This window comes from Sulfitobacter sp., from assembly GCF_039977885.1.
Classification (GTDB): domain Bacteria; phylum Pseudomonadota; class Alphaproteobacteria; order Rhodobacterales; family Rhodobacteraceae; genus Sulfitobacter.
The window spans coordinates 145,370-163,799 of sequence record NZ_JBDWCI010000012.1 but is presented as its reverse complement, the minus strand read 5'-3'; the positions used below and the strand labels follow the sequence as shown (position 1 = coordinate 163,799).

Genomic DNA, 18,430 nt, shown 5'->3' with positions numbered 1-18,430 from the left:
CGCGCATCAGACGCCTACCTATGCGGTAACGTACAAAGGATACCACATGTTTCACCTGTCCCCCGTCTCCCCGTTCCCCCAACTGCACCGCGATGCAAATGCCAGCGGTGCCGATGCGCCCTTTGGCGATTTGCCCGAATGGAACCTTGATGATCTCTACACCGGTGAAGATGCGCCCGAACTAAAGCGTGACCTCGACTGGCTTGAACAAGCCTGCGCCAGCTTTGCCACCGATTACGAAGGCAAACTGTCGACACTGGATGCTCAAGGACTGCTTGACTGCGTGCTGCGCAACGAAAAAATCAACCAGATCGCAGGGCGCATCATGTCCTATGCCGGCCTGCGCTACTACCAGCTGACCACCGATGCCGGCCGCGCCAAATTCATGTCCGACGTGCAGGAGAAAATCACGAACTTCACCACCCCGCTGGTCTTCTTCACGCTTGAGCTCAATACACTGGAGGACGACCACCTCGACGGGCTGCTGGCACGCAATGCCGATCTGTCACGCTACAAACCCATCTTCGACCGTATCCGCGCGATGAAGCCCTACCAGCTTAGCGACGAGATGGAGAAATTCCTGCATGATCTGGGCGTTGTCGGCGACGCATGGGAACGCCTGTTTGATGAAACCATCGCTGGCCTCAAGTTTGACGTGAATGGTGAAACACTGGGCATTGAAGGCACGCTCAACCTGCTAACCGATCCCGACCGCGACACCCGCGAAGCAGGTGCCCGCGAGTTGGCAGATGTCTTTGGCGAAAACATCAAAACTTTCGCCCGTGTGCACAACACGCAAGCCAAGGAAAAAGAAATTCTGGACCGATGGCGCGGTATGGAAACGGCCCAAACCGGCCGCCACCTGTCCAATCAGGTCGAACCCGAAGTCGTCGAAGCCCTACGCAACGCAGTTGTTCAGGCCTATCCCAAACTGTCGCACCGTTATTACGCCTTGAAAAAGAAATGGCTCGGCCTCGATACAATGCAGGTCTGGGACCGCAATGCGCCCCTGCCTATGGAAGACCCCAAATCCGTCGACTGGCCTCAGGCTGAAAAGATGGTGATGGACGCCTATACCGCATTTGACCCACGCATGGGCGAACTGGCCAAACCGTTCTTTACCAATGGCTGGATTGACGCAGGCGTGAAACCCGGCAAAGCGCCAGGTGCTTTTGCCCACCCTACCGTCACCGACGTGCACCCTTACGTAATGCTGAACTACCTCGGCAAACCACGCGACGTGATGACCCTCGCCCATGAGCTGGGCCACGGTGTGCATCAAGTGCTGGCCGCAGGCCAAGGCGAAATGCTCTCCTCCACGCCCCTCACCCTCGCAGAGACCGCCTCGGTCTTTGGCGAAATGCTGACCTTCCGCAAAATGCTGGACGGTGCAAAAACCACCTCCGAACGCCGCATCCTTCTGGCCGGCAAGGTCGAGGATATGATCAACACCGTCGTGCGCCAAATCGCATTCTACGACTTCGAGTGCAAATTACATGCAGCGCGCCGTGGCGGAGAACTGACACCAGACGATATCAACGCCCTATGGATGTCCGTTCAGGCCGAAAGCCTCGGGCCGGAATTTGAGTTCATGGACGGGTATGAAACATTCTGGGCCTATATCCCGCACTTCATCCACTCCCCCTTCTACGTCTACGCCTATGCCTTTGGCGACGGCCTCGTAAACGCGCTCTATGCGGTCTACGAGGAAGGCAAACCCGGTTTTGAGGATAAATACTTCGACATGCTAAAAGCAGGCGGCTCCAAACACCACAAAGAGCTCCTGGCCCCCTTCGGCCTTGATGCTTCTGATCCTGCCTTCTGGGACAAAGGCCTCAGCATGATCTCAGGCTTCATCGACGAACTCGAAGCCATGGAGGAGTAACCCTCCGCAGAAAATGCGCAAGCGGGCGCCCCCTGTCAGGTCGCCCGTTTGCATTCATCAACACCCCCGCCGCCCTATTTTCTCTAGCCAAAAATACTCCGGGGGAGTCTTTGCCTTAAGGCAAAGACGGGGGCTGGCCCCCTTCGCCAATGAAAATAGCCGCCCCGTATACGGAGCGGCTCTGATACTTACCGGCATAATCTAATTGCTACGCGGCAGGCATGCCCTTTTCCTCTGCAAGCTCACGCATACGTTTTTGCAGCTTCTCGAATGCACGTACTTCGATCTGGCGAATACGTTCGCGGCTGACGTCATATTGCCCGCTCAGGTCTTCCAGCGTCACTGTCTCGTCAGACAGCCGCCGTTGCATCAGAATATCCTTCTCACGGTCATTCAGAACATCCATTGCCTCGGCCAGCATCTCGCGGCGGGTCTCAAGCTCGTCGCGCGCTTCATAGTCGCCCGCTTGATCCGCATCTTCATCCTCAAGCCAGTCCTGCCATTGCATGGTCCCCTCGCCTTCAGAACCGACCGTCGCGTTGAGCGAAGCATCCCCGCCCGACATCCGCCGGTTCATCGAGATAACCTCGGCTTCCGTCACGCCCAACTGGGTCGCAATGGTTTTCACATTCTCCGGCCGCAGATCACCCTCTTCCAGCGCACCAATCTTACTTTTGGCTTTGCGCAGATTGAAAAACAGCTTTTTCTGGCCCGAAGTCGTGCCAAGTTTCACCAAAGACCACGAGCGTAGGATATATTCCTGAATGCTCGCGCGGATCCACCACATCGCATAGGTCGCCAGACGAAAGCCCTTTTCGGGGTCAAACCGTTTGACCGCTTGCATCAGCCCGACATTTGCTTCCGAAATGACTTCGGCTTGCGGCAGGCCATACCCGCGGTAGCCCATGGCGATTTTTGCTGCCAACCGCAGGTGCGAAGTTACCATCCGGTGCGCAGCAGCGGTGTCTTCCTTCTCAACCCATGCCTTAGCAAGCATGTATTCTTCTTCAGGTTCCAACAACGGGAATTTGCGGATTTCCTGCATATAGCGATTCAAACCGCCTTCCGGCGTCGGTGCCGGTAGATTTGCATAATTTGCCATCGGTGTCGTCCTTTCCCTGACGCCCTATGTAACAGGGCTTAACATCAATATGGGGTCGCTTTTCTATACTACAAGTAAACTCGGTGCTGTTTTGTTCACGTTAAAACAACAATAGTTACCGAAACGTGACCGCGCCGGTTAAGCGCGGGCCGGTTCCAGCAACTCCAGAAGACCTGCCATATCCTCAGGCAACGGCGCTTCAAAACGGATCGCCTCACCGCTTATCGGATGCTCGAACCCCAAAACCGCCGCGTGCAGCGCTTGTCGTGGAAATGCCTTGATCGCATCTGCAACCGGTTCGGCCAATGCGGTCCGCGCCAGCTTGCGCTTGCCGCCGTAGGTCGCGTCGCCTACCAGCCCGTGGCCTGCATGCGCCATATGCACACGGATCTGGTGGGTACGCCCCGTCTCGAGCCAGCACTCCATCAACGCAATTACCGGCGGCGTGCCAAAGCGCGCCACTGTGCGAGCACGTGTCACCGCATGGCGGCCACCGTGAAACAAGACCGCCTGTCGCTGGCGGTCATGTTTGTGCCTCGCCAGCTGCGTGGTCATCTTGAGGATGTTTCCGGTTTCGAAATTCGCCCCCTTCACGCCGCGCAGGCGCGGATCATTGGCATCAGGCACACCGTAGACAATGCAACGGTAATACCGCTCGACCGAGTGCGCCTCGAATTGTTTGGCCAACCCGTGATGCGCCGCATCGGATTTTGCCACAACCAACAGGCCCGATGTGTCCTTATCAATACGGTGCACAATACCGGGGCGCTTCATGCCGCCCACCCCCGACAGATCATCGCCACAATGCGCCAGCAGCGCATTCACCAACGTCCCCGACGGCGATCCCGGTGCCGGATGCACCACCATACCCGCAGGTTTGTTGATCACAATCAGGTCTGCATCCTCATATATCACCTCCAGCGGGATATCTTCGGGCAGGATATGGCTGTCCTCGGCCTCTTCCACATCGATGTCGATTCGCGCCCCCTCGCCGGCCACGGCACGCGGATCGCGCTGGACCTGCGCATCCACCATGACCGCGCCACTTTCAATCAAGCGGGCCAGCCGCGTGCGCGACAGCGCGGCATCTGCTGGCACATCGCGCGCAAGCGCCTTATCAAGGCGCGGTGGCGGGGTTTCGCCCAAGATGAATGTAATACGGCGGTGCGACATGGATGAACTTTCCGAACTACCCGAACAGGAAGAACCGGCCAATCTACGCTTTTTGCGCAGGATGGTCACCGTCCTGACGACTGTGATGATTGTGGGCGTCCTAGTCGTTATTGGTTTGCTTGTCACGCGTCTGAGCAGTGAGAGCCCAATATTGCCAAGCGAAATTGCGCTACCCGATGGCGCAAAGCCTGTGGCCTTCACCCAAGCAGCTGACTGGTATGCAATTGTGACCGATGCGAATGAAATTTTGATCTTTGACCGCTTTACCGGCGCGTTACAACAAACCGTCACTGTCGAATGACCGCCCGTGACGGATCTGGTAAAGCAAGCGCCGAGGCGGAAAAGGTGTTTCACAACACCTTGCCTCTACCGCTTTCAATAATTCTGTGAATTTGTTGAAAGTGGTACCGGAGGATGGTTTCGAACCAACTACCTCGTGGACCACAACCACGCGCTCTAACCGATTGAGCTACTCCGGCACTGAGGGTGGTCATAATCTCGGCAAAGCGGGACGTCAACGCCCGTTGTGACAAAATATGCCCCCGATCGCATATTCACCTGCGCGGTAGCTTCCATCGACCATACTGCCTTGACCGCTTTGCCATATCCACTTGCCTTTCAAACGCCGCAGCGGTAGCGATACGCACCTTGAAACACGAAGGATACGGTCATGGGCATTAACGACGAACGCGATATTGAAGCCGACCTGTCGATCGCGCCAACCGATCTGGGTATGGTCCGGCTTTTTGTTGAAGGCGCTGGCGTAGAAATTCCAATGGATTTCACCCCTGACGAAGCCGAAGAAATTGCCGAAGAGATCGTCGCCGCCGCCAAAGCCGCGGCCCTGATGGCCAGCAAAAAGAAACGCTAACCCCAATCAGGGTGCATGTCGGGATCGCGCAGCCTTTGCAGGCGCTGTGCGGCCGTTGTTGCAAATTTCTGGATCACAACCTTGCGGCGCGCCGCCGCCAGCTTTGTCTCTGGCCCCATGCGGATGATTTCTGCCTGATAGGAATCGGCGATGATCAATCCCTGATCATCCGGCAATAACTCTGTCGGGAAATGTTCATCCACAGCGAAAAAGAACCGGTCTGCCCATTCCAGATAGCCCTGCCACTTGCTGTCAGAGGTGAAATCGCTGCGGCATGATTTACATTCCACCACCCAAATTTCGCCCTTTGGCCCCAGCGCCATCACATCCACCCGCAATCCACGCGCAGGCACCAGTTCTTCGATACAAGCGAAACCGTGGCTGGCCAGATGACGTGAAACGCCCCGCTGCAAAAGCTGGCCCGGCTGAAGCGGCGGAAATGGGATTGTCTGGTTCATACGCGCATATATGAACATAACGTGAACAATTAACAAGTCCCTAACCCTACCTTGGCCTTTTGCCTTCGGCCACCTATCTTGTCAGCAGATATTCAAGGATGCATCTATGAGCGACCTCAAAGACTCCTCTGCCCGCGCCCGCGGCGTGAGCTATGCCCAAGAGCTGGAGGGCCATCTTGGCTGGCTGGATACATTCTCGGGAACGGCGCTGGGTGTACTGGCAGTGGCTTCGGGCATCTATACCTATCTTGGGGTCTCGTCGTTGCTTGATGACAATGGCGCGATGTCCGCCTTTGCAGCGATCGCCTATTCCGTAGCGGTATCTGTCGGGATTTTTGTTTTCTGGTCCTATATGCTACGCCTGTTCCCCGCCGTACGCGGCGCACGGGCGCGGGTCGGACTGATGGGGGCAATGGCGCTGGGGTCCGTCGCGATCATCGCCATGTCGAGCTGGCTCAATGCGGCCGCCCTTGCCGGATCAGCCGCCGTAGAACAGCATCTGGCCGAAACCGTGCAAGATTATCAGGTATCACTTGAGCGCGCGCATGAAGTAGCCCTTTCTGCCCAAGGGCTAGAGCGCGACGTTGCCCGCGTTCGCCAATCTTTTGAAGACCTCAGCGAGCAGGAAGCGACGGGCAACCTGTCGGGCCTTGCAGGCAGGGGCGCAGTTTTCCGTGTACTCCGCCAGAAATCCAGCGAACTTGCCGGGCTGGAGGCGCAAATCGCCTCTCAAACGCCATTGGTCGAAGGTGCCTTTGCCGAAGGCAACGCCATCCTTAGCCGGATGCGTGCCCTCACCGTAGAGCCGGGACCCGTCGAGGCACGCTCGGTCGAGTTTTCCGAACAGGCCGTGCGCCTTGCCGGTCTGATTACGCAAATCCGCCAGCTCTCGGTCGCGTCACTGGTGGAACGCGCCGCACAGGATCTTTCGGCTTCGGTCGTGCTGCCCGAACTCGATGCCCCTTCCGAAGCGACACGCAATGATCAATCTGCCACGATTACTTCGGTGCTCGAAGTGCTGGCCCAACGCGCGCAAACACTGGCCCGTGCTGCGCAGGCAGTTCAAGCCATGCCCGCCCCACCCGAAACAACCTATACGCCTATTTCTTCGGCCGACGCGGTGATCCTCTATGCCGGCAATTTCATTCCCTCATGGGCCGGTGCGATTGCAATTGATCTGCTGCCTGCTGTCTTGGTCTTCATCCTCGCGATCACCCAAAGCGCCATTCGCATGGGCCGTGAGGGGACCTCGGTCGAAGACAGGCTGACACTGGCCGAGTTACGTGCCGCGGTTGCCGTGATGAAAGAAATGGATACAGCTATGAAAGCCGATGTGACGGCTCAACCGCTCGTCCACCCGCCACTAAACAACAAGACAGCCGCCGAATGAGCCAGAGCGCAAAACCGAACCGTCCCCCCGTAGGCCGCGTTCTGATGGGCGTATTGGTGTTCCAGCTGTTTCTTGCGGGGTTCTTGTTTGTAGGTGATTTGCAAAACGGATTTTCACTGCCCGGTTTTGCCCCGAAATCCCCGGCATTGACCGAACCGGTCAGACCCGGCGACCAGACGCGTCGTTTCGACCCTGATCGCGCGGTGCCCGGCAGCCGTGAACCCCTGCCCGAACGATTGACTCTCACAGCTCTGGCGGGCGGCGAGGCGATTTTGTTGGAAGGGACAATCGCCAACGGGGATGCGGCACGCATCTTGCGTCAGATCAATGAAATGAACACAGCCCCGACCCGCGCGATCCTGAATTCGCCCGGCGGCTCGGTTCAGGATGCGCTGGAGTTGGGGCGCGCGCTGCGCCTTAAGGGGATGGATACGGAAATGCGTAGCGATGACATCTGCTATTCCGCCTGCCCCTATCTGCTGGCCGCAGGTACAAGCCGCAGAGTGCCCGAGGATGCATTTGTTGGCGTGCACCAGCATTATTTCGGGGAAAGCACCTTGCTGCCCGCCTTTGCCGCTGTCGAGGACATCCAGCGCGGTCAGGGGTTGGTCATGCGCTATCTCGACCAGATGGGGATTGACCCGTTGGTGATGCAGCACGCGTTGGTCACTCCGCCGGACGAAATCTATGTTTTGCTACCCGAAGAACTGGAACTGTATAAATTTATCGACGCCAGCGAAGGGTAGCCCCCTTGCCCCCAGACCCTTCACGCCCTACCTAAGTCTGGTGGCGGGTTCTGCCCTGCGCGACTGACGTTACATTCCAGTGGCCTTAAGCAAATCCGAGGGAGCTGGCTCTGTTTTAGCCCTGGTTAATTTAACTGGCACCCACCTGTATATACAGGTCCTCGGGAATACAACCGACCCGGCAACGGCGGTCCCGCCACACTTCCGACCCAAGGCGAATGCGCAGATTTTTCGCGCTCAGCGCACGCGCAATGCTGTACCGAACAGGCGCTGCATTTCCTCACGGGTGACATTACCGCCTGCCCTCGAACCCGAGGCAGCAGTACTTTCACCAGAGGTCCGGCAGTTTGGGCGAACAGGTTCGGCGACACGCTCCACTTTGGGCGCATCACCATCATCCGCTCGCCGAGACATCATAAACAAGATTATACGAACAAAAAACAAACCACCGAACCCCTGTCATCTCGGGCACGACCTGTGCCGTCGATTAACTACCATAGATGGCGTTCGACACCCTCGATGCAACCGTTTTGATTACCGGTCCGAGTTTTCTATTTGACGCCTGCCGTCTGCTTAGATGGCAGACCGAGGCACGACGTTTTGCACCGCAGAATAACAACGCTATCTTCACCGCTTAAAATTCAATAGGTTAACAAAATCGTGAGCGACATATGCGCACCATCGAACAACCATGCCGGTAAGATATCACCATAGATGCGGTGGCCTGTATAGTTGCAAATGCGCACCACTCAACATTTGGTTGTGATTGCCATGAAAGCTTCAGATTCCGACAAAATTCCAAATAGGCTGGATCTATCTAATTACTCAATATTATCAATACAGTGGAACCTCAGCCCTTCTTGGCACGGCCTTCCCCAGTGTTCATTCCGAAAAACGAGAAGCGATGCAGAGAACAACCCGAAGGATGTCAACGCCACCATCGGCACTGCGCAACATGTGCATGAGCGCACCAAATCAATTAACAAAACATTAAATCGACGACAAAAGTGAAGACCAACCACCGCACATACAAAAACACCCCCGAAATCGGGAGTGTTTCATGCAAAATACAATTGGGAAAAGCGGCACGCGCCGCTATGGCTTAAAAGTCTTCAGGCCGCGCGTCATGCGCCATATGGTCAAGCACAGCATTCACAAACCGCGCTTCCTTCCCGTCAGGGAAAAACGCAGACGCCAGATCAAGATATTCGGCAATCACGACCTTCGGTGGCGTGGCGGCATCTTGGAACTCGGCCCCTGCAGCGCGAAACAACGCCCGCATGGTAGGGTCGATCCGTCCGATGGGCCATTTGGCCACCAGCGCGCGATCGGTCATCTGGTCGATCGCAGCCTGATGCGTCACCGCGTCCTCGAGAACGCGGGTAAAATGCGCTTCGTCACCTTCCAGCATCTCATCGCCATCCAGCACATCACCGAAACGGTGATCAAGGAACTCTAGCCGGACCTTGTCGACGGACAGGTTCGAATGCTCCATCTGGAACAAGGCCTGCACTGCATAAAGCCGCGCCGCCGAGCGCATCTTACGCTTCATATTGCCAGTCATATTATCGGTGCGCGAGGCAGTCATGCGGTGGTGTTTCCGTCCATATCGCCGGCCATCAATGTGTCCTCGCCGCGTGGCTTGAACCCGATGCCTGTGGGTGTAGAGGTCCACTTACGACCCAGCGCGATCAGATGCAAGGCCGCCAGCGCCGCTCCGCCGCCCTTATTCTGCCCCTCAGGGTCCGCGCGCACGTCCGCCTGCGCCTTATTTTCAACTGTAAGGATACCATTCCCGATGCACAGCCCTTGCAGGCCCAACAATTGCAGCGCGCGGCTGCTGTCGTTGCACACGGTCTCGTAATGGGTTGTCTCGCCGCGGATCACACAACCCAAGGCAACGTAGCCATCAAAATTGCTGCGCCTGTCCGAAATGCCAATAGCGGTCGGAATTTCCAACGCGCCGGGCATTTCAACCACATCATAGGTGGCCCCTGCTTCTTCCAGGGCCACCTTGGCACCGGTCAACAACCCGGCAGCGATATCGCTGTAATAGGGGGATACGACGATCAGCACTTTTACGGGTTTGTCGAATTCGGGTGCCGGCAAAACGGTATGCTCTTCGATAGCGGCCATGATGCTATTCCTTTGTAATCGGGCGCGTGCCCACAATTTTCAGAGCGTAGGCTTCAAGCCCTGTATATTTCGTTTGCGGATTATCCGTCAGCAAAATCAGCTCATGCACGCCAAGCGAGGCAAGGATCTGTGACCCAAGCCCCGTGCGTTTGATGGTGCGCGGTGTCTCGTCATCGCCTTCCAATGCCAATTTCGGATTTGGCTCGCGCAGCAGCAAAACCGCGCCGCGCCCCTCTTCTTCGATCAACTGCATGGCATGGGGCAGCACATCCGGCGCGCCCGGCCCAAGGCCCAGCACGTCTTGCAACGGGTTGAGCGCATGGGTCCGCATAAGCACAGGCGCGCCATCACTGATGTCACCTTTGCTGAGCAGCACATGGTCCGTGCCGGTGATCTGATCCTCAAACACGCGCATGCGCCAATCGCCGCCATGTGCCGAGGTCACGGTGCGGTCGTCGCGCTGCACCAGCATGTTGTCGTGTTTGTTGCGGTAAGCGATCAGGTCACTGATAGTGCCAATCTTCAATTTATGCTCTGCCGCGATTTTCACCAGATCGGGCAGCCGCGCCATTGTGCCATCTGCCAGCATGATCTCGCAGATCACCGCTGCGGGCGCTTTGCCTGCCAGTCGGCTGATATCTACAGACGCCTCTGTATGGCCCGCGCGGACCAGCACACCACCGTCACGGGCGCGCAGCGGGAAAACATGGCCGGGCGTTGCGATATCGGCAGCCCCGTTGTCGTCATCAATGGCAACAGCCACCGTCAGCGCACGGTCGCCCGCCGAGATACCGGTCGTCACCCCTTCGCGGGCTTCGATACTGACGGTAAAGGCTGTCTCGTGACGCGAAGAGTTATTGGTCGCCATCATCGGCAGCTCAAGCGTATCGACACGCTCCTGTGTCATGGGCAGGCAAATCAGGCCGCGGCCATGGGTCGCCATAAAGTTGATTGCTGCAGCATCCGCATGTTCGGCGGCGATGATGAAATCACCTTCATTCTCACGGTCTTCATGATCGACAAGAATATACATCTCACCCGCTTTACAGGCGGCGATCACCTCCTCAATGGGGGAAATCGCAGCGGCAAGCTCTGCCTCCACCGGGCCAGGTGTCTCAAAACTCATGATGTGCTCCGTCTTCTATCGCATTCGGGCCTACCCCAGCACAGCAGCCTTGACCAGTGCCTACGGCGCGGACTGTCACCGCGTCATATCGGCAAGCCGCGCCACATAACGTGCCAATGTGTCGATTTCGAGGTTCACACGGTCCCCCACGCCCACGTCGCCCCAAGTGGTGGCAACCTTGGTATGTGGGATAAAGTTGATACCAAACTCGCAATGATCCACTTCATTCACAGTCAGCGAAGTCCCGTTGAGCGCGACCGATCCCTTGGGCGCGATGAATTTGGCCAAAGCCTCTGGCGCGCGCAGGGTCACACGGGTGCTGTCGCCTTCTTCAAGGATCGCGACAACCTCTGCCACACCATCCACATGCCCCGAGACGATATGACCGCCCAGCTCGTCCCCGACCTTCAGGGCCCGCTCAAGGTTCACGCGGCGTCCCACGACCCAATCCCCGAGGTTGGTCATGTCTACTGTTTCACGGCTGATTTGCACTTCGTACCAGTCCGGCCCAAGGCCCACGACTGTCAGGCATACACCATCACTGGCAATAGATGCCCCCATGTCGATCCCCGACGTGTCATAGGTGCATTTGATGCGCGCGCGCAGATCCCCTTCCTGATGAAGTGTCGCTATGGTACCGATATCGGTAATTATCCCCGTAAACATCGTCGTCCTTTCGCGTAAACCGGCCTGTATAACGCAAAGCCATATTTTCGTCAGAGTTCTGAGACTATTAAAGCCGAAGAGCAACCAAAGAAAGATCAACATGACCGCGCACGCCCCCGACAAACGGGTATTTTTGTTTCTGCAAGGGCCGCATGGGCCCTTCTTTAACCGTCTGGGCAAAATGCTCAGAACGGCAGGGACAGACGTCTGGCGTGTGGGGTTTAATGCGGGCGACCGTGCATTCTGGTTCCATCCGCGCAGCTATATCCCCTACCGCGGCACATCCGACGAATGGCCCGCGACCTTTGCCGCACTACTTGAAGAAAAAGGTGTCACTGACATTGTATTATACGGTGACACACGCCCGATCCACGCCACCGCCGTAGAGCGGGCCCGCGCGCGCGGCCTCACCATCCACGTCTTTGAGGAAGGTTATATGCGGCCCTATTGGGTCACCTATGAGCGTGGCGGCACCAATGGCAATTCGCGGCTGATGGATATGAGCATCCAACAGATGCAAAAGGCGCTTGCGAAATCCGACATGGAAGCGCCCCTGCCCCCCGGCCATTGGGGCGACATGCGCCAACATGTCTTTTACGGCGCGCTGTATCATTGGTTTGTGATGTTCCGGAACGGCGATTACCGCAATTTCCGCCCGCACCGCGACCTGACCGTGACAAAAGAATTCCAACTGTATCTAAAGCGGCTATTGCTGATGCCGGTACAGGCAATCGAGCGGCGATTGGCCACGCTGCGCGTTCGTCTGGGCGGCTTCCCCTATCATCTGGCGCTGCTGCAACTCGAACATGACAGCTCGTTCCAGAAACATTCGCCTTTCAACACCATGTCGGATTTTCTGGAGCTGGTAATCGACGGCTTTGCCAAAGGCGCGCCAAAGCACCACCACCTTGTGGTCAAAGCGCACCCGCTGGAGGATGGCCGCGTGCCTGTCCGCCACGAGATCAAACGACTGGCCAGCCTGCATGGTGTATCGGACCGCGTTCATTTTGTTCGCGGCGGCAAGCTGGCGCAGCTTCTCAATGATGCGCGTACTGCTGTGTCCGTGAATTCCACCGCAGGCCAGCAGGTGCTGTGGCGCGGCATCCCCCTCAAAGTCTTCGGTCGCGCAGTTTACGCCAAACCTGAATTTGTATCGGACCAACCGTTGGCAGAATTCTTCAACGCCCCATCGCGCCCCGACAATCTCGCCTATAAGGACTTCCGCCGCTTTTTGTTGGAGACAAGCCAACTGCCCGGAGGATTCTATTCCGCACGCGGGCGCACACAATTGATGCGGCAGGTCGTGGATATGATGCTGGCCCCTGAAGATCCCTATGATGCGCTGGAATCCGGCACTGCTGCACCACGGCAACAATTGCGTCTGGTGAACTAACTGCCACAACCCCTTGTGGCAAAAGCCAAACACCGCGCGCAATCGCGGCAGCAAAGCCACACCTTGCCGCCCTCACCCGCCTAAATTCTCTGACCCGAGTAGATTTTTGTGAAAACCTTCGATACGCTCGTCGGGAATACGTCGAATTAATCGGCGATCAGAGGCAGAAAATAGGTCGAGGAGACCGGGCAGTGAAAACCCTTAGCATTCGGTGGGCGCGTCCCATCGCCGTCATTGCGGCATGTTCCGTTCTGGCATCTTGCGGATTGCCGCAGGTGGGACCAAACAAACGTCAAATCTTTTCCGGCTCTGTCCAGCGCGAAGGTGATGCCTTTGTCGTGGCAGTCAACGACCGTGTAAGCCGCGCCACCGCTGTGACACCGGCGCTTGGCTTTTCGGAGTCGTTCAAGAACGCGGCCACTCTGGGCTCTGACACCATCAGCCCCGGCGACGTCTTGGGCATCACGATCTACGAAAACGTTGATGACAGCCTCTTGGGCACCGAAGGCGCTCCTGCCACCCTCGAAGAAGTACAAGTCGACGGGGCCGGGTTTATTTTCATCCCCTATGCAGGCCGAATCAAGGCAGCGGGCAATTCGCCGGAAGCGATCCGTCGCATCATCACCAACAAACTGGCCGACCAAACCCCTGATCCACAGGTCGAGGTCCGCCGCGCCCCGGGCGACGGCACAACCGTGTCGCTGGTGGGTGCTGTCGGAGCGCAAGGCGTCTATCCGATTGAACGGCCCACACGGTCGCTGGCCACCATGCTTGCCCGCTCTGGCGGCATCACTATCGAACCGGGCATCGCACAGGTCACTGTGATCCGCGGTCAACAGCGTGGCAAAATCTGGTTTGAAGACCTCTACCGCCACCCGGAACTCGACATTGCCCTGCGCGGTGGGGACAAGATCCTTGTCGAACAGGATTCGCGTGCCTTTACCGCCCTTGGCGCAACCGGTTCGCAGGCTCGTGTGCCCTTCGAGACGCAGAATCTTTCGGCAATTGAAGCGATCGCCCAAGTCGGTGGCCTGCTTTCAGCCGCGGCCGATCCGACCGGCGTCTTTATCTTGCGCAATGAACCCCAAGTCGTGGCCGAACAGGTCTTGGGCCGCAACGATCTGGAAGGCGCACAGCGGCTTGTTTATGTGCTCAACCTGACAGAGCCGAACGGCATGTTTATGGCCCGTGATTTTGTCGTCCGCGATGGCGATACACTTTACGTGACCGAAGCCCCCTTCACCCAATGGACCAAGGTTATCAGCGCGATCACCGGCACCGCCTCTTCAGTGTCTGGCCTGACCTCGCTGGCCGACACACTCCCGTAAGCCCTGATGCGCCTCGGGCCTGAAACCTACGATACCACAGCCGCCGGTTCCTCCAAGGATCGGCGGCTTTTTGTCTATAACGGCGGCTTCCTGACCCAAGGACGCATCCGGCGCATTCTGCAGTTATCTGGCTATTCAATCCACATCGGCCTGCCCTCGCAGGAGGGCGATGGCGTGGCGGTCTGGGGCAACTCACCCACCGCCCACCGCGGCGAAGGCGTGGCCGAGCGCCGCGATGCCCCTGTTGTACGCATCGAAGACGCGCCTTTACGCTCGCTGTTTCCCGGACGTGAGGGTGAGCCGCCTCTGGGACTGGTCGTAGATCACCGTGCAGTGCATTTTGACCCCTCCCGCCCTTCGGACCTTGAAGTATTGCTGGCCACCCACCCCTTGGATGATACCGCCTTACTAAATCGCGCGCGCGCCTGTGCTGCCCGCATAGCCGAGGCACATCTAAGCAAATATGCCGCAATCCCGCTTGAGCCCCCCGCGCTCACGCCGGGTTATGTGGTGGTGATTGACCAGACCGAAGGCGACGCCTCGGTGACGGCCTCGGGCGCTGATCGCGCACGGTTCCTCGAAATGCTCTATTACGCGCAAGAAGAACACCCGGGCGCGCGTATCCTGATCAAAACCCATCCAGAAACCGCCACAGGCCACCGCAAAGGTTATTTTCGCGATAGCGACCTTAACGAGCGTATCTCCTTTTTCAGCGTCCCCATAAGTCCATATCATCTGTTCGAGGGTGCGTTGGCGGTCTACACCGTGTCTTCCGGTCTGGGGTTCGAGGCAATTTTTGCAGGTCACAAACCCCGCGTTTTCGGCCAACCCTTCTATGCCGGCTGGGGGCTGACGACCGACGCTTTCGAGGTTCAGCGCCGCCAGCGCCGCCTGACCCGAGCGCAACTTTTTGCCGCCGCCATGATCCTTTATCCGAAATGGTATGACCCCTACCGTGACAAATTGTGCCAGATCGAAACCGTGATCGACACGCTTGAGGCGCAGGCGCGCAGTTGGCGCGAAGACCGCCACGGCTGGGCTGCTGCATGTATGAGCCTGTGGAAGCGGTCGCATTTGCAGAAATTCTATGGCCAATACAAGCCTATGGTTTTCAACGACGCGCCGCTGGATATCTCGGACCGACCCCAAATGGTATGGGCTTCCCAAGCCGACCAGAACGCGCAGATCACCCGCACCGAAGACGGCTTTCTACGCTCGCGCGGGCTGGGGGCCGCATTGGTGCTGCCGCTATCACTCGTGACCGATGATTTGGGTATCTATTACGATCCTGCCAGCGCCTCCAGGCTCGAAAACCTGATCGCACAAAGGGCGAAGCTGCGAGATGATCAACACGACCGCGCCGCGCAGCTGATCAAAACACTGACGCAGGCAGGGTTAAGTAAATATAACACCGGTGCCCCGCCCCAAACCCTGCCCGAGGGGCACCGCATATTAGTCGTCGGTCAGGTCGGCGATGATGCCTCGGTCCGTCTTGGCACTACGAATGTAGACAGCAACCAACGGCTTCTCGATGCTGTGCGCGCCGCGCATCCAGATGCAGTCATCCTGTTCAAGCCCCATCCGGATGTTGAGGCCGGGCTGCGCAGTGGCGCGCTTACCGATCCGTCAAAAGCAGATATGATCATAAGCCGCACGGACCCTGCCGCGTTGCTGGCGCAGGTGCATGAGGTTCATACGATGACGTCTCTGATGGGGTTTGAGGCGCTGCTGCGCGGCGTGCCCGTCACCACCTACGGTGCACCGTTTTATGCAGGTTGGGGGCTCACCACAGACCGCTCGGACGTGCCGCCGCGCCGTCGGGCCACCCCGCCCCTCGAGGGGCTCGTCCATGCCACATTGATCGACTATCCGCGCTACTTTGACCCGAAGACCCAAACCCCCTGCCCCGTTGAGGTCGCGGCAGAGCGGTTGGCTGCAGGCGACCTGCCCGCCCCAAGCAAGGCCAATCGTCTGCTGTCAAAGCTGCAGGGGATCTTTGCCAGCAAAGCGCATCTGTGGCGAAAGTAACCTAGCGCCGCGTCCAAATGTGCATCACATCCGGCCCAACGGCCTGCGTACTGTGCAAGGCATAGCGCTGTGCTGCCGCCAGCCGCGCAAGCCCCATCGCCCCAAGCGCAGGCAGCCCTTCCGCACCAATGACCACCCCCGCCGTGAATCCGATAAGCCGGTCCACCAGATCCGCCTGAAGCAAGCTCGCCGCGACAGCAGAGCCCCCCTCACTAAATATCCGCGTTAGCCCATGCGCCCCCAATTGCTGCAACACGTCACTCATATCCAACTGCCCGCCTCGCACGGCACAGGGCAACAGGGTCGCACCAATGCCCTGCCATGCCGATATCGCCTCCTTGGACGCATCCGCACCGTGGCACAGCAACAGCGGCACATCCCGCGTCGTCTGGGCCAGCTTACCAGTCATGGGAATATCCAACCGCCGCGAAAGCACGATCCGCGCAGGTTGGCGTGCCACGCCCATGTCACGCACTGTCAGGGAAGGATCATCAGCCCGTGCCGTGCCGCCCCCCACCATCACCGCATCATGGCGGCTGCGCATTGCGTGGACCATGCGCCGCGCGGGCGCATCCGTGATCCACTGGCTTTCCCCTGTAGCGGTCGCGGTGCGGCCGTCAAACGAGCTGGCAAGTTTCAGGGTCACCATCGGTCGGCCCTCTTCGACCCGCCGGAGAAAGCCCTCGTGGTCCGTGCGGGCCTCTTGCCCACAGACGCCGGTCTCGACCTTGATGCCCGCCGCGCGCAGCATGTCGAAACCGCGGCCCGCCACGCGTTCATCGCTGTCGCCCAAGGCGACAACAACCCGACTAACCCCCGCATCAATCAACGCCTGCGCGCAGGGAGGCGTCTGACCATGATGGGAACAAGGCTCCAGCGTGACAAAAACATCCGCGCCACGTGCCGCTGCGCCCGCCTGTGCCAATGCTTGTGGTTCAGCGTGCGGGCGCCCCGAAGGCGCAGTCCAACCGCGCCCTACAATCCGTCCGTCGCGCACAACCACACAGCCCACCGCAGGGTTAGGCCATGTGGTACCTTGCCCGCGCCGCCCCAGCGACAGCGCGAGCTTCATATAGCGTTGATCGCTCAACTGTCACTCGGTGTATCGGGGCGCAGTTCCTGAACGAATTTGTCGAAATCATCGGCCGCCTGGAAATTTTTATACACGCTGGCAAAGCGCACATAGGCCACGGTATCGATCCGCGCCAAGGCTTCCATGACGATCTCGCCTATTTGCTGCGAACCAATATCCGTCTCGCCCATGCTTTCCAGCCTGCGCACAATGCCGCTGATCATCTGGTCGATCCGCTCGGGCTCGACAGGGCGTTTTTGCATTGAGATGCGGATAGAGCGTTCGAGCTTGTCCCGATCAAAATCTTCGCGCTTGCCAGAGCTTTTTATAACCACCAGATCGCGCAGCTGGACGCGTTCATAGGTCGTGAAACGCCCGCCGCAGGCGGGACAAAAACGCCTACGGCGGATGGATACATGATCCTCCGCTGGCCGGCTGTCTTTAACTTGAGTGTCGATATTTCCGCAAAACGGGCAGCGCATTGGCCTGTCCCCTTGTTCCTGATCTGCCTGATAGTGTGGGATCACCGCCCCACTTATCCACAGGTATAGGGCACCCCCAACATTTTGGGTAGTGCAATTTTGCACCCCAAGATGATGGGGCAGCAGCGAAACCAACTGCGGCCTATGCTCAGTCGTTAGTCCGCCCGAAAATGTGCCGCAATTTTACGGACATGCGGGGCGTCGCGGTGTTCGAACAAATAAATCCCCTGCCATGTCCCCAAGCGTAACGCGCCATGCTGCACCGGTATGGACAGGCTGACCGGCAGCATCGCTGCCTTGATATGCGCCGGCATGTCGTCGGGGCCTTCGTAGGTGTGTCGCAGATACGCCATCTGTGGCGTGTCCGAGCGCGGCACAAGCCGTTCAAAATAGGCCTGCATGTCGCTTTGCACCTCGGGGTCGGCATTTTCCTGAATCAGCAGCGAACATGAGGTGTGCTGAACCAGAAGGGTCAAAATGCCGTCCCCATGCGGCACCCATCCGGCAATCTGGCGGGTGATCTCATACAGCCCTGCCCCATGTGTCGGGCAGGTAAATGTCGTCTGCATAGATT

19 protein-coding genes and 1 tRNA gene are annotated in these 18,430 nt (G+C 58.2%); 8 read left to right on the top strand and 12 right to left on the bottom strand.

What is annotated here, in order from left to right; genetic code table 11:
* Nucleotides 1–46 precede the first annotated feature (46 nt).
* Nucleotides 47–1,885, top strand: a complete 1,839-nt coding sequence (locus ABJM03_RS09170) for a M3 family oligoendopeptidase (protein ID WP_348417086.1) — start codon at nucleotides 47–49, stop codon at nucleotides 1,883–1,885.
* A 208-nt stretch (nucleotides 1,886–2,093) separates the two neighbouring features.
* On the opposite strand, the gene rpoH is transcribed toward ABJM03_RS09170, so the two are convergent.
* Nucleotides 2,094–2,987, bottom strand: coding sequence for an RNA polymerase sigma factor RpoH (rpoH, locus tag ABJM03_RS09165; RefSeq protein WP_348417085.1), 894 nt, complete (start codon nucleotides 2,985–2,987; stop codon nucleotides 2,094–2,096).
* A 138-nt stretch (nucleotides 2,988–3,125) separates the two neighbouring features.
* The gene (locus tag ABJM03_RS09160) at nucleotides 3,126–4,160 is read right to left on the bottom strand and encodes an RluA family pseudouridine synthase (RefSeq protein WP_348417084.1); all 1,035 of its coding nucleotides are present in this window, start codon (nucleotides 4,158–4,160) and stop codon (nucleotides 3,126–3,128) included.
* Here ABJM03_RS09160 and ABJM03_RS09155 point away from each other — a divergent pair.
* Complete coding sequence (locus ABJM03_RS09155; RefSeq protein ID WP_348417083.1) at nucleotides 4,159–4,461, top strand: DUF6476 family protein; 303 nt, start codon at nucleotides 4,159–4,161, stop codon at nucleotides 4,459–4,461. The two genes, ABJM03_RS09160 and ABJM03_RS09155, sit on opposite strands and share 2 nt — an antisense overlap.
* A 101-nt stretch (nucleotides 4,462–4,562) precedes the next feature.
* Here ABJM03_RS09155 and ABJM03_RS09150 read toward each other — a convergent pair.
* Nucleotides 4,563–4,639, bottom strand: a tRNA-His gene (locus ABJM03_RS09150).
* A 191-nt stretch (nucleotides 4,640–4,830) separates the two neighbouring features.
* Here ABJM03_RS09150 and ABJM03_RS09145 point away from each other — a divergent pair.
* On the top strand, nucleotides 4,831–5,031 hold the full coding sequence (locus ABJM03_RS09145) for a DUF6324 family protein (protein ID WP_348417082.1): 201 nt from the start codon (nucleotides 4,831–4,833) through the stop codon (nucleotides 5,029–5,031).
* On the opposite strand, the gene ABJM03_RS09140 is transcribed toward ABJM03_RS09145, so the two are convergent.
* Complete coding sequence (locus ABJM03_RS09140; protein ID WP_348417081.1) at nucleotides 5,028–5,489, bottom strand: MmcB family DNA repair protein; 462 nt, start codon at nucleotides 5,487–5,489, stop codon at nucleotides 5,028–5,030. The two genes, ABJM03_RS09145 and ABJM03_RS09140, sit on opposite strands and share 4 nt — an antisense overlap.
* Before the next feature lie 106 nt (nucleotides 5,490–5,595).
* On the opposite strand from ABJM03_RS09140, the gene ABJM03_RS09135 reads away from it, so the two are divergent.
* Both ABJM03_RS09135 and ABJM03_RS09130 read left to right on the top strand, forming a co-directional pair.
* Complete coding sequence (locus ABJM03_RS09135; protein ID WP_348417080.1) at nucleotides 5,596–6,879, top strand: hypothetical protein; 1,284 nt, start codon at nucleotides 5,596–5,598, stop codon at nucleotides 6,877–6,879.
* Entirely contained in the window at nucleotides 6,876–7,625 is a 750-nt protein-coding gene (locus ABJM03_RS09130) for a hypothetical protein (RefSeq protein WP_348417079.1), read from the top strand. The genes ABJM03_RS09135 and ABJM03_RS09130 overlap by 4 nt, the downstream gene beginning before the upstream one ends.
* A 237-nt stretch (nucleotides 7,626–7,862) precedes the next feature.
* On the opposite strand, the gene ABJM03_RS09125 is transcribed toward ABJM03_RS09130, so the two are convergent.
* The 5 genes from ABJM03_RS09125 to ABJM03_RS09105 all read right to left on the bottom strand — a co-directional run bounded on the left by ABJM03_RS09125 (nucleotide 7,863) and on the right by ABJM03_RS09105 (nucleotide 11,553).
* Entirely contained in the window at nucleotides 7,863–8,042 is a 180-nt protein-coding gene (locus tag ABJM03_RS09125; protein WP_348417078.1) for a hypothetical protein, read from the bottom strand.
* A 685-nt stretch (nucleotides 8,043–8,727) separates the two neighbouring features.
* Nucleotides 8,728–9,213, bottom strand: coding sequence for a transcription antitermination factor NusB (nusB, locus tag ABJM03_RS09120; RefSeq protein ID WP_348417077.1), 486 nt, complete (start codon nucleotides 9,211–9,213; stop codon nucleotides 8,728–8,730).
* Nucleotides 9,210–9,761, bottom strand: a complete 552-nt coding sequence (locus ABJM03_RS09115) for a 6,7-dimethyl-8-ribityllumazine synthase (RefSeq protein WP_348417076.1) — start codon at nucleotides 9,759–9,761, stop codon at nucleotides 9,210–9,212. The genes nusB and ABJM03_RS09115 overlap by 4 nt, the downstream gene beginning before the upstream one ends.
* Nucleotides 9,762–9,765: 4 nt before the next feature.
* Nucleotides 9,766–10,887: a 3,4-dihydroxy-2-butanone-4-phosphate synthase gene (ribB, locus tag ABJM03_RS09110; RefSeq protein ID WP_348417075.1), complete on the bottom strand. Its 1,122-nt coding sequence runs from the start codon at nucleotides 10,885–10,887 to the stop codon at nucleotides 9,766–9,768.
* A 75-nt stretch (nucleotides 10,888–10,962) separates the two neighbouring features.
* A complete protein-coding gene (locus ABJM03_RS09105) occupies nucleotides 10,963–11,553 on the bottom strand; it encodes a riboflavin synthase (RefSeq protein WP_348417074.1) in 591 nt (196 codons plus the stop codon).
* A 100-nt stretch (nucleotides 11,554–11,653) separates the two neighbouring features.
* On the opposite strand from ABJM03_RS09105, the gene ABJM03_RS09100 reads away from it, so the two are divergent.
* The 3 genes from ABJM03_RS09100 (at nucleotide 11,654) to ABJM03_RS09090 (ending at nucleotide 16,302) form a co-directional block, all read left to right on the top strand.
* Nucleotides 11,654–12,946, top strand: a complete 1,293-nt coding sequence (locus tag ABJM03_RS09100) for a capsular biosynthesis protein (RefSeq protein WP_348417073.1) — start codon at nucleotides 11,654–11,656, stop codon at nucleotides 12,944–12,946.
* A gap of 191 nt (nucleotides 12,947–13,137) precedes the next feature.
* Nucleotides 13,138–14,274 (top strand): polysaccharide biosynthesis/export family protein, encoded by a 1,137-nt coding sequence (locus tag ABJM03_RS09095; RefSeq protein WP_348417072.1) that lies wholly within the window; start codon nucleotides 13,138–13,140, stop codon nucleotides 14,272–14,274.
* 6 nt (nucleotides 14,275–14,280) lie between these two features.
* Nucleotides 14,281–16,302: a capsular polysaccharide biosynthesis protein gene (locus tag ABJM03_RS09090; RefSeq protein ID WP_348417071.1), complete on the top strand. Its 2,022-nt coding sequence runs from the start codon at nucleotides 14,281–14,283 to the stop codon at nucleotides 16,300–16,302.
* 1 nt (nucleotide 16,303) lies between these two features.
* Here ABJM03_RS09090 and ribD read toward each other — a convergent pair whose 3' ends face one another.
* The 3 genes from ribD to ABJM03_RS09075 all read right to left on the bottom strand — a co-directional run bounded on the left by ribD (nucleotide 16,304) and on the right by ABJM03_RS09075 (nucleotide 18,425).
* Nucleotides 16,304–17,374, bottom strand: a complete 1,071-nt coding sequence (ribD, locus tag ABJM03_RS09085; protein ID WP_348417580.1) for a bifunctional diaminohydroxyphosphoribosylaminopyrimidine deaminase/5-amino-6-(5-phosphoribosylamino)uracil reductase RibD — start codon at nucleotides 17,372–17,374, stop codon at nucleotides 16,304–16,306.
* Nucleotides 17,375–17,388: 14 nt separating this feature from the next.
* Complete coding sequence (gene nrdR / locus ABJM03_RS09080) at nucleotides 17,389–17,856, bottom strand: transcriptional regulator NrdR (protein ID WP_348417070.1); 468 nt, start codon at nucleotides 17,854–17,856, stop codon at nucleotides 17,389–17,391.
* A gap of 155 nt (nucleotides 17,857–18,011) precedes the next feature.
* On the bottom strand, nucleotides 18,012–18,425 hold the full coding sequence (locus ABJM03_RS09075) for a secondary thiamine-phosphate synthase enzyme YjbQ (protein WP_348417069.1): 414 nt from the start codon (nucleotides 18,423–18,425) through the stop codon (nucleotides 18,012–18,014).
* Between the last annotated feature and the right edge of the window lie 5 nt (nucleotides 18,426–18,430).